The organism is Ensifer sp. ZNC0028 (assembly GCF_000799055.1).
Classification (GTDB): Bacteria; Pseudomonadota; Alphaproteobacteria; order Rhizobiales; family Rhizobiaceae; genus Ensifer.
Genome location: NZ_JTLA01000017.1, coordinates 64,604 through 75,577, shown reverse-complemented (window position 1 = coordinate 75,577; position 10,974 = coordinate 64,604). Strand labels below are relative to the sequence as shown.

Below are 10,974 nucleotides of genomic sequence, written 5' to 3'. Positions count from 1 at the left end.
GTTGTCGCCAAAGGCCTTTCTCTTCGACGAGCCGATGGCCGGCATGGGGCCGGAGGGCTCGAAGCGGCTGACCTCCTTCCTCGACGGTTTGCGCCACGAAGCGCCGATGCTCCTGGTCGAGCACGATATGGATGCGGTCTTTGCGCTGGCGGACCGCATTTCCGTGCTGGTCTATGGCCGCATCATCGCGTCGGGCACGGTCGATGAAATCCGCAGCGATCCCGAAGTACGACGGGCCTATCTGGGAGAAGCCGCGTGAGCCTGCTCGAACTCAAGGGCCTTGAAACCTTCTACGGCGCGTCACAGGCGCTCTTCGGCGTCAACCTCGATGTGCGCGAGGGCGAGGTCGTCGCGCTCATGGGCCGCAATGGCATGGGCAAGACGACGACGATCAACTCGATCCTCGGGCTCGTGCGCCCGCGCTCGGGCGCAATCAGCTTTGCGGGCAAGACGATCTCCGGCCTGCGTCCGCACCGGATCGCCAGGCTCGGCCTCGGCCTCGTGCCCGAAGGACGGCGCTGCTTTCCCAATCTCACCGTCATGGAGAACCTCGTCGCCACCGCCCGCGGCAACGGATGGACCTTCGAGAAGGTGACCGCGCTCTTCCCGCGCCTCGGCGAACGGCGCGACCAATATGCCAACACACTCTCTGGCGGCGAGCAGCAGATGCTGGCGATCGGCCGGGCCTTGATGACTAATCCCAGCCTGCTCATTCTCGACGAGGCAACAGAGGGACTTGCGCCTGTCATCCGCCAGGACATCTGGTCGGCCATCCGCACACTGAAGGCGGCAGGGCAATCGATCCTCGTCGTCGACAAGACGCTTTCCGAACTTTTGCCTGTTGCCGACCGCTGCTTCGTGCTCGAAAAGGGCGCGACCGTTTTCGAAGGCGCGCCGGCAGCGCTGACGCCTGAACTTCAGGACCGTTATCTCGGCGTTTGATCTGTCGCTCAAGCCGAGGGAATGCCACCGCCGAGCACGGTGGAGTAGGCCGCGGTATCGATGTTGCCGCCCGAGATAACGCAGACGATGTTGCCCTTGAGATCCGGCCGGGCGGTTGCGGCCGCGAGCGAGGCGGCCCCGGCTCCCTCAGCGACCACCTTTGCTTTCTTGAAGAGCAGCCGTATCGCGTCGCACACCTGCGCCTGGCTGACAGCAATCGCCCCATCGATCAGGTCCCGCGCGACCGGCCAAATCTGCGGCACGAGCGATGGCGCACCGATGCTCTTGATAAAGGACGAGCGGGTTTCGATCGTCACGATCTGCCCGACCTCAAGAGCTGCCGAAACCGGCGCGGCGCTGTCATCCTCGACGGCAAAGACACGGCAACGACTGGAAGCGGCCTTGATGGCGCTGGCCACCCCGGTGGTCATGCTGCCGCCGCCAAAGGGCGTCAACACGACATCCACCTCGGGCAGGTCCTCGAGGATTTCCATGCCGATGGAGCCGTTGCCGGCCAGCACCGCCTGGTCGGTTACCGGATTAATCAACAGCTCCGGCGCGTCCGGGCGATCGGCGCCAGTGATGTAATCCCACCAGGTCTCGGCACTGACGAAACGTACTTCGCCGCCAAGCGCACGGACACCGTCGATCTTGGTCTGCGGCGCGCCGCGATACATGTAGGCAACCATGGGCACGCCGATAAGGCGTGCCGCCCAGGCCATGCCATAAGCCATGTTACCGGAACTGGTGACTGCGGCGCCGTTTTTCAGATCGGCCGGATCGCGCGACAAGACGGCGTTCAGGGCGGGACGGAGCTTGAAGGCGCCGATCGGAGACAGCGTCTCCAGCTTGAGAAAAATCTGGCGGTCTGGGAGCCCAAGGTCGAGCCTGACCAGGGGCGTGCGCGCGAAATGCGGCGCGATGCGTTTGCGGGCATCGGCGATTTCGTCCGAGGTCGGGCGGCGTGGCGCAGTCATGGCTTAAGTCCCCCGTTCGCCGTCCTCTCGCCCCAGGGCACAGTAGCTCTGAACGAACGCTGCGGGCGGCTACCTCAGTACGCGTCTGAACGAGAAAGCAGCGGGCGACAATGCCGCCCGCTGCGCTGCAATCCATCAGGTCACGGCTGCACGGACCGCGAAGCGCGCATCCTGCCATGCACCGGCCTTGAGGATGTCTTCCAGGATTTCGACCGCCTGCCAGACGTCGGCATAGCTGACATAGAGCGGCGTGAATCCGAAGCGCATCGTCGTCGGTGCACGGAAATCGCCGATGACGCCGCGGGCAATGAGCGCCTGCATGATTTCGTAGGCGTTCGGGTGTTTGAACGACACCTGGCTTCCACGCTTCGTCCCATCGCGTGGGCTTTCGAGTTCCAGCCCAAATGCACCGCATTTCGCCTCGACCAGCGCAATGAAGAGGTCCGTGAGGCCGATGCTCTTTTCGCGCAGTGCCTTCATGTCAACCGCGTCCCAGACGTCGAGCGCGCCCTTCAGTGCCCGCAGCGACAGGATCGGCTGCGTGCCGCAGAGGAAACGTCGAATGCCCTCGCCGGCGGCATAGTGCTTTTCGAAGGCGAAGGGACGGGCGTGCCCCCACCAGCCGCTAAGCGGCTGGCGGATATCGCCGTGGTGGCGGATGGCGGCATAGATGAAGGCGGGGGCGCCGGGGCCACCGTTCAGGTACTTGTAGGTGCAGCCGACAGCGAAATCGACATTGGCGCCATCGAGATCAACCGGCAGGGCGCCGGCCGTATGGCAAAGGTCCCAGATGACCAGCGCGCCGTGTTCGTGCGCCTTGCGGGTCAGCGCCGCCATGTCGCGCAGCTCGCCGGACTTGTAGTTGACGTGGTTGACGAGAACCACGGCGACGCTGCCGTCGATCAGGTCCTCGATGTCAGGCGCATCGACGCCCTCAAGGCGCAGCGAAGCGCCGGGACGCGTCGAGACCACGCCTTCGGCCATGTAGAGATCGGTCGGGAAGCTGCCGCCTTCGCTGACGATCACCGAACGGTCGGGGCGAAGCGCCATCGCCGCATGGAGCGCCTTGTAGATGTTGATCGAGGTGGTGTCGCAGACGACCGTCTGACCGGCGGCCGCCCCGATCAGCCGACCGACCCGGTCGCCAAGCGCAAGCGGCATCTCGAACCAGCCGGCGGTGTTCCAGCTGCGGATGAGGTCCTGGCCCCATTCCTCCGTCGCGGCCTTGCGCAATTCGTCGAAGGCAGCCGTCGAAGCGACGCCGAGCGAGTTGCCGTCGAGATAGATGAGGCCTTCCGGCAGGATGAAACGCTCGCGCATCGGGCCGAGCACGTCGGCCGCATCCATGGCCTTGATCGCAGCAAAATCGGGAACAGCATTCATGAAGGTGGTCCTTGTCTATTCGCGAACGGTTTCGCGGGCGGGCGCCGGCCCGCGGCTTCGCTTGAGGCTCGGAAGCGCCAGCATGGCGAGAACGAAGAGGCCGGTCGCCAGTTTCAGGTCCGGCGGCGGCATGCCGGCGGCCAGGCAGAAGGAGACGAGCTGGTAGTAGACGATCGCGCCGACAAAGGGGGCGGCAAGCTGGCGCGCCACGCTCTGCTTGCCGACGATCGCTTCACCGATCATCAGCGCCGCAAGGCCGTTGATGAGGATGCCGAGGCCCATGTTGACGTCGGCAAAGCCCTGCGACTGCACCATCAGCGCGCCGCCTGCGGCCGAAAACGCACCGGCAAGCCCGACGCCGCCGATCGTCGCCAGCCAGACATTGATGCCTTGGGCTTCGGCCATGTCGGGGTTGGCGCCGACCGCGCGAACCGCGGTGCCCTTCTCCGTGCGGAAGAAATGGTAGAGCAGGAAGAAGACGATGAGGGCGATCAGCCCCGCAACCACGATCTTGCTTGCCGGGAAGCCCGGCTGCAGCCCCGGCGCCCAGTCGAACACCGTCGGCGCACCGAAAACGGAAAGGTTCGAGCGACCCATGATCCGGAGATTGATCGAATAGAGCATCGTCATCATCAGGATGCCGGCAAGCAGCGTGTGGATCCGGAACCTGAGATGGATGAAGGCCGTACAGCAGCCGGCGAGGAACCCGGCGAGAAGCGCGATGGCGATCGCGGCGAGCGGCGACATGCCCGCCGCCATCAACACGCCGCAGACGCAACCGCCGAGGGGAAACGCGCCCTCGCTGGTCAGATCCGGAAAGCTCAGCATGCGGAACGGGATCATGATCCCGAGCACGACGAAGGCGAGGATCAGGCTCTGCGCCAGGGTAACGGGAACGAGCGAGATGAAGCTCGCGACGGTGTTTTGAATGATATCCATGATCGTCAGCTCGCCAGGAACATGCGGTCGGTTTTGACGGAGAAGTGGCCAATCAGATCCGGCACGGTCGTCTGCGCCTTTTCCTTGCCATCGATCTCGAGGCGCACGCGCCCGGCATCGAGCATGATGACCTTGTGACCGAAGTCGACGGCATGCTGCATGTTGTGCGTCACCATCAGCGTCGTCAGCTTCAAGGCTTCGACCGCACGGATCGTCGCCTGCATGACGATATCTGCCGTGCGCGGATCAAGCGCTGCGGTGTGTTCGTCGAGCAGCAGCAGTTCCGGCTCGCCGCCGACCGCCATGATCAAGGACAGCGATTGCCGCTGGCCGCCGGAAAGCAGCTCTACGCGCGTGTCGAGACGGTTCTCGAGGCCGAGCCCGAGGAGCGACAGGCGTTCCCTGTAGGTGGCAAGCCGTGTGGCATTCAGCCCGCGCCGCAGGGTGCGCTTGTTGCTGCGCAGTTCGGCAAGCAGCATGTTTTCGGCCACCGTCATCGAGGCGGCGGTGCCGCGCATCGGGTCCTGGAACACGCGGGCAAGCCGCATGGCGCGCTTGTGCACGGGCGTTGCGGTCACATCGTCGCCGTTGATGACGATCTGGCCGGTATCGAGCACCAATGCACCCGAAATGGCGTTGAGCATGCTGCTCTTGCCGGCGCCGTTGGAACCGATGACAACGCCGAATTCGCCCGTGGCAAGGCTGAGATTGAGGCCGTCGAGCGCGACCTTTTCGTCCGGCTGCCCCTTGTAGAAGACTTTGCGGGCCGATCTGATTTCCAGCATTGGCTCCCCCTTAACTTATGAAATGACGGCGCTTGGGGCGCCGTCACTGAAGAGACAAGACGGAGATCAATCGACCACGCAGTTGCATTCGGTCGCAAGCGCTGCCGGCACTTCGATACCGAAGGCGGCGGCCGCCTTCTTCGAGATCAGCGGCGCGTGATCTTCATAGGCCGGACGCGACGGCGCGATCGTCTTCGGGTCTGCACCCTTGAGGATCTGGGCAGCGATCTTGCCGGCATTGACGCCGACCTGCTCGTAGTTGACCGCAAAGCTTGCCGGCACGACGCCGTCACGCACGGCACCGTCGTCGGAGTTGACGATCGGGATCTGTGCTTGGCGCGCGGCTGCCGAAACGGCGCCGATCGCCGGCTGCAGCAGGTTGGATGCGGGCGTGTAGATCACGTCGGCCTTGCCGGCGAAGGAGGCGATGCGCTGCTGGATGTCGTTGACGTTGTCGACGCCGACCTCGACGACCTCGAAGCCTGCAGCAGGGGCCGCTTCCTTGATCTTGTCGAGCAGGGCCTGGTCGTTCGCTTCACCCGGATTATAGGGCACGCCGAAACGCTTGGCGTTCGGAAGCAGCTTGTGCGTAAAGGCCATGACGGCGGCCACGTCCTGAAGGTCGGTCGCACCGGTCATGCCGTCGTCACCGGCTTCCCAGGACGGGACGAGCTTGGCGGCCACCGGGTCGGTAACGGCCGAGAAGACCACCGGAATGCCGGAGCCCGCGAGCGCCTTCTTGGCGATCTGCGAGACCGGCGTGGTGATCGTATAGACCAGCTTCGGCTGTTCGGCCTGCAGCTTGGCGATCATCTGCGGAACCAGCGAGGCGTCGAAATTGGTGTGGCTCTCGGTGTAGACGACATCCTTGCCTTCGACGAAGCCGTTTTCGGCCAGCGCCTTCTTGAAGCCGGCGATCGACGCATTCAATTGCGGATGCTCGCCGAAATTGGCAATGCCGATGCGGATCGGATCGGCAGCAGCCGCGCCCAGTCCCCATGCCATTGCGCCGGCGACAACCAATCCCGAAAGCCACGTGCTCTTAAGCCTGCTCATACATCCCTCCCAGAATTTGACGAGCGTTACCGCCCTCCTCGGCGGCTTGCGCGGATCATGGGACCGCTCCGGGCTCTTGTCAAATTAATATATATATTTTCATTCGAGGCGCTGAACTATATATATTTGCCTCGACCCGAGTGTGGGCGCTAAGGGAACTTGGATGCAAGACCAAGAACAGTCGACCAAGACGGAATCGGCCTACCGGCTGCTGCGCCGCGACATCCTTGCGACACGGCTGAAGCCGGGCGCGCCGATGAAGCTGAGCACGCTGCGAGAGAGCTACGGCATCGGCTGGACGCCGCTTCGCGAGGCCCTCTCGCGGCTGGAGGCGGAAGGGCTGGTGACGGCCATCAGCAATCGCGGCTTTGCCGTTGCTCCGGTGTCACGCGAAGAACTCGACGACCTCACCCGCGCCCGCCTTGCAGTCGAATTGCCGCTGCTCATCGAATCGATCGAGAACGGCGACAGCGCCTGGGAATCCGCCGTGGTCACGGCACACTACCGGCTGTCGCGCTGCAAGGTTTCCGTCGAGCGCTTCTCCGAGAGCGAAGTCGACGAGTGGGACGAAAAACATGCCGGCTTTCATGCGGCTCTCATCAGCGCTGCAAGATCGCGCTGGCTCGCTCGCTTTCAGGCAACGATCTCCGACCAGCTTCGCCGTCACCACCGCTTCTTAAGCCTGGCGCCGACGATGCGGGCCGCTGCCGGTATGAGTGCAGGCTACGAGGAAGCCGTTGCCGCGCTTGAGGACGCCATGGCGATCGAGCACCATACCGAGCTGATGGAGGCAGCACTCGATCGCGATATCGAGCGTGCCCGCACCCTTATGGCCGAGCACATCGGCTTTACCGTCAACGTCTATGTCCAGTCCGAGGATGGCGGTCGCGCGTCGCCATCGCTCGCCCAGGCCGTGCCCGGCCTTGCGTCCAAATGACGGCCCGTGACAACCTGTCCAAGACCTGCTTACCTCTCTAAAAGCAGAAAAACGAAAGAGCCGCTGATTTGCGGCTAAGGGTTGGAAGCGGACGCTGGGAATGATGGGTGAAGACAAGTTCGACACCTCGCCGGAATGGGTGGATGGCGAGACCAAGGCGCTCGAGGCTCCGGGCGATCACCGCGCAGAGCTCAGGCTATGGCTGCGTCTTCTGACCTGCTCGACGCTGGTCGAAAGCGAAATCCGTCGGCGGCTGCGGGAAGACTTCGATTCGACCTTGCCGCGTTTCGACCTGATGGCCCAGCTCGAGCGCGCGCCTGACGGCATGGTGCTTGGCGAGGTCTCCAAGCGCATGATGGTCTCGCCCGGCAACATCACGGTGCTGGTGGAGCGGCTGACCGAGAGCGGCCACATCAACCGTACGACGCTTCCGACCGATCGGCGGGTTCAGATCATCGCCCTTACCCCCTTCGGCCGCGCCGAATTCGAGAAGATGGCGGCAAGGCATGCCGATTGGATCTCGGACCTGTTCGCCGGCCTTCCGGCCAAGGACGGCGGCGTGCTGATGGATGAGCTTGCCACGCTCAAGCGGTCGATCATCGCCTCGCTTGGCCGAAACTCCTGAGGCCGCGCGCCTCGCCCCTTCCTATCCTCCCTTGCCTTCTGCCGCACCGGCCTTGAAGCGATTCGACGGCGCTTGCCTGCGCTGCAAAAGCCGGCGTCGGCGTCCCGTCTGCTCAAAACAATTTTAAGCTTGAAATTTCCCCGGAACGAGTCCACCCTGCTTGCAACAGTCCGGCATGGCCGCTTGCGCCAGCTCGACGGTGACGCGCGCAGCCGGAACTCGGGAGGAGAACGACATGCGGATCGTCTGTATCGGTGGCGGACCTGCCGGCCTCTATTTTGCGCTGCTGATGAAGCGGCAGCATCCGGAACACCACGTCACGGTGGTCGAACGGAACCGCGCCTTCGACACCTTCGGCTGGGGGGTGGTCTTCTCGGACGCCACCATGCAGTCGATGCGGCAATGGGACCCGGAAACGGCCGAGGCGATCGAGGTTTCCTTCAACCATTGGGACGATATCGAGCTGGTCTTCAAGGGCCGCAAGATCCGCACGACCGGCCACGGCTTCGTTGGCATCGGCCGCAAGAAGATGCTCAACATCCTCCAGGAACGCTGCCTCGAACTCGGCGTCGAGCTGCTGTTCGAGCAGGACGTGGAAAGCGACGAGCAGTTCGCCGATGCGGACCTCATCATCGCCTCCGATGGCGTCAACTCAAGGATCCGCAACAAATACGCCGACGTTTTCAAGCCCGACATGGTGATCCGGCCGAACCGCTATGTCTGGCTCGGCACCGACAAGAAGTTCGACGCCTTCACCTTCGATTTCCAGCGCACCGAACATGGCTGGTTCCAGGCGCATATCTACCGCTTCGACGAGAACACCTCGACCTTCATCGTTGAGACCTCCGACGACGTCTTCCGCGCCCATGGCCTCGACCAGATGGACCAGGATCAGTCGATCGCGTTCTGCGAAAAGCTCTTTGAAGGCACGCTCGACGGCCACAAGCTGATGACCAATGCGCGGCACTTGCGCGGCTCGGCCTGGCTGAACTTCGGCCGGCTGATCTGCGAGAAATGGGGCCATTTCAACGGGCGCAGCCACGTCGTTCTGATGGGTGACAGCGCCCACACCGCCCATTTTGCCATCGGCTCGGGCACCAAGCTTGCGATCGATGACGCGATCGAGCTCACGCGCCAGTTCGACATTCTCGGCCACGACAAGGCGAACATCCCGGCCGTGCTCTCGGCTTACGAAGAGGTGCGCCGCGTCGATGTCGCCCGCATCCAGAATGCCGCCCGCAATGCCATGGAATGGTTCGAAGTGGTCGGCACGCGCTATGCCGACACACTTGAGCCCGAGCAGTTCATGTACTCGATGCTGACCCGCTCGCAGCGCATCAGCCACGAGAACCTGCGCCTGCGCGACAAGGACTGGCTCGAGGGTTTCGAGCGCTGGTTTGCCGAGCGCGCCGGTGTCGAGCCCGCGGCGAATGGGGCGGTTCCGCCGCCGATGTTTACGCCGTTCAGGCTTCGCGGCCTGACACTGAGGAACCGCATCGTCGTTTCGCCGATGGCGATGTATTCGGCGACCGACGGCGTGCCGAACGATTTTCATCTCGTCCATCTCGGCGCGCGCGCCATGGGCGGTGCCGCCCTCGTCTTCCCGGAAATGACCTGCGTGTCGGCCGATGCCCGCATCACGCCCGGATGCCTGGGGCTCTGGAACGACGAGCAGACCCAGGGCTTCAAGCGCATCGTCGACTTCGTGCACCAGCAGACGCCCGCCAAGATCGGCATCCAGCTCGGCCATGCCGGCCGCAAGGGTGCGACGAGGGTCGCCTGGGAGGGGATCGACCAGCCCTTGGACGAAGGCGCATGGCCGCTCATCTCCGCGTCCGCCCTGCCCTACCTCAAGCATTCGGATACGCCGCGCGAAATGACGCGGGAGGATATGGACCGGGTCATCGGCGATTTCGTGCACGCCACCGAACGGGCCCGAGACCTCGGTTTCGATATTCTGGAGCTGCACGTGGCGCATGGTTACCTGCTGTCGAGTTTCCTGTCGCCGCTCACCAATCTGCGCACCGACGACTATGGCGGCGCCCATGCGGCTCGCGCCCGCTTCCCGCTCGAGGTGTTCCACGCAGTCCGTAAGGTCTGGCCCGAGGACCGGCCGATGTCGGTCCGCCTCTCGACCCATGACTGGCACGAGGGCGGCAACACGCCCGAGGATGCGGCAATCTTTGCCCGCCTGTTCAAGGAGGCGGGCGCCGACATGATCGACTGCTCCTCCGGCCAGGTGGTGAAGGAGGAAAAGCCGGTTTATGGCCGGCTGTTCCAGACGCCATTTTCCGACAAGATCCGCAACGAGATCCAGGTCCCGACCATCGCCGTCGGGGCGATTTCCGAAGCCGACCACGCCAACTCGATCATCGCCGCCGGTCGCGCCGATCTTTGCGCGATCGCCCGTCCGCATCTGGCCGACCCGTCCTTCGTCATGCATGAGGCGGCGAAGATCGGCTACGAGGAGCAGCCTTGGCCGAAACAGTACCATTCGGCTCGAGCGCAATATGTGAACAACCTGGCGCGCGCCGCAACGACGGCGGGCAAATCATGAGCAAGAGACACGCCCTCGTCACGGGTGCCGGAAGCGGCATTGGCAAGGCGATCGCGCTGGCGCTTGCCGCCGACGGCCATGTCGCCAGCCTCGCCGGCCGGCGCGCAGCACCACTTGAAGCCGTGCGGGACGAAATCCTTGCGGCCGGCGGACAGGCCCTCGTCCGTGCCGGCTTCGATGTGACCAACCCGGACGCAGTCGAGCAAGGCATTGCGGCCGCAATTGCCGAAGCCGGAGACATCGCTGTTCTCGTCAATTGCGCCGGCGAAGCGCCCTCGGCACCGTTCGAAAAGACCGACTTCGCGCTTTGGCAGCGGGTGCTTTCCATCAACCTCACCGGCGTCTACCTGGTGACGCAGGCAGCGCTTGCCTCCGTGCGGCGGGCCGGCAACGGCCGGATCGTCAACGTCGCGAGCACCGCGGGCCTCACCGGCTATGCCTATGTGTCGGCCTATTGCGCATCGAAGCACGGCGTCGTCGGCCTGACGCGTGCACTGGCGCTTGAGCTTGCCCGCACCGACGTCACCGTGAACGCCGTCTGCCCCGGCTTCACCGACACGCCGCTGATCGACGGTGCGCTCGATACGATCAGCGAAAAGACCGGCCGCTCGCGCGAGGAAGCGCGCGCCAGTCTTTCTCGCTCCAACCCACAGGGGCGCCTGGTGACGCCAGAAGAAGTCGCCCACACCGTCTCCTGGTTGGCATCGGAGCGAGCGACCGCAATCACCGGTCAGGCGGTCGCCGTCGCCGGCGGCGAAGTTCTCGGAGGATAG

General features: G+C 64.2%; 10 protein-coding genes and 1 pseudogene. 6 read left to right on the top strand and 5 right to left on the bottom strand.

The window, feature by feature from the left end:
* Both L981_RS05110 and L981_RS05105 read left to right on the top strand, forming a co-directional pair.
* A pseudogene (locus tag L981_RS05110) lies at positions 1-259 on the top strand (ABC transporter ATP-binding protein); the annotation flags it as partial.
* Entirely contained in the window at positions 256-942 is a 687-nt protein-coding gene (locus L981_RS05105; RefSeq protein ID WP_043612428.1) for an ABC transporter ATP-binding protein, read from the top strand. The pseudogene L981_RS05110 and the gene L981_RS05105, both read left to right, overlap by 4 nt.
* Before the next feature lie 8 nt (positions 943-950).
* Here L981_RS05105 and L981_RS05100 read toward each other — a convergent pair whose 3' ends face one another.
* The 5 genes from L981_RS05100 to L981_RS05080 all read right to left on the bottom strand — a co-directional run bounded on the left by L981_RS05100 (position 951) and on the right by L981_RS05080 (position 6,082).
* A complete protein-coding gene (locus tag L981_RS05100) occupies positions 951-1,919 on the bottom strand; it encodes a threonine/serine dehydratase (RefSeq protein WP_043612427.1) in 969 nt (322 codons plus the stop codon).
* A 135-nt stretch (positions 1,920-2,054) separates the two neighbouring features.
* On the bottom strand, positions 2,055-3,302 hold the full coding sequence (kynU, locus tag L981_RS05095) for a kynureninase (protein WP_043612426.1): 1,248 nt from the start codon (positions 3,300-3,302) through the stop codon (positions 2,055-2,057).
* A gap of 15 nt (positions 3,303-3,317) precedes the next feature.
* Entirely contained in the window at positions 3,318-4,241 is a 924-nt protein-coding gene (locus tag L981_RS05090; RefSeq protein WP_043612425.1) for an ABC transporter permease, read from the bottom strand.
* Between the two features lie 5 nt (positions 4,242-4,246).
* Complete coding sequence (locus L981_RS05085; RefSeq protein WP_043612424.1) at positions 4,247-5,026, bottom strand: ABC transporter ATP-binding protein; 780 nt, start codon at positions 5,024-5,026, stop codon at positions 4,247-4,249.
* Between the two features lie 66 nt (positions 5,027-5,092).
* Entirely contained in the window at positions 5,093-6,082 is a 990-nt protein-coding gene (locus L981_RS05080; protein WP_043612423.1) for an ABC transporter substrate-binding protein, read from the bottom strand.
* Positions 6,083-6,245: 163 nt separating this feature from the next.
* On the opposite strand from L981_RS05080, the gene L981_RS05075 reads away from it, so the two are divergent.
* The 4 genes from L981_RS05075 (at position 6,246) to L981_RS05060 (ending at position 10,974) form a co-directional block, all read left to right on the top strand.
* Positions 6,246-7,019 carry a GntR family transcriptional regulator gene (locus L981_RS05075; RefSeq protein WP_043612422.1) on the top strand — a complete coding sequence of 258 codons (774 nt, stop codon included), beginning with the start codon at positions 6,246-6,248 and terminating at the stop codon, positions 7,017-7,019.
* Between the two features lie 100 nt (positions 7,020-7,119).
* Complete coding sequence (locus L981_RS05070) at positions 7,120-7,644, top strand: MarR family winged helix-turn-helix transcriptional regulator (RefSeq protein ID WP_245281579.1); 525 nt, start codon at positions 7,120-7,122, stop codon at positions 7,642-7,644.
* A gap of 235 nt (positions 7,645-7,879) precedes the next feature.
* Complete coding sequence (locus tag L981_RS05065) at positions 7,880-10,201, top strand: bifunctional salicylyl-CoA 5-hydroxylase/oxidoreductase (RefSeq protein ID WP_043612421.1); 2,322 nt, start codon at positions 7,880-7,882, stop codon at positions 10,199-10,201.
* Entirely contained in the window at positions 10,198-10,974 is a 777-nt protein-coding gene (locus L981_RS05060) for an SDR family NAD(P)-dependent oxidoreductase (RefSeq protein WP_043612419.1), read from the top strand. The genes L981_RS05065 and L981_RS05060 overlap by 4 nt, the downstream gene beginning before the upstream one ends.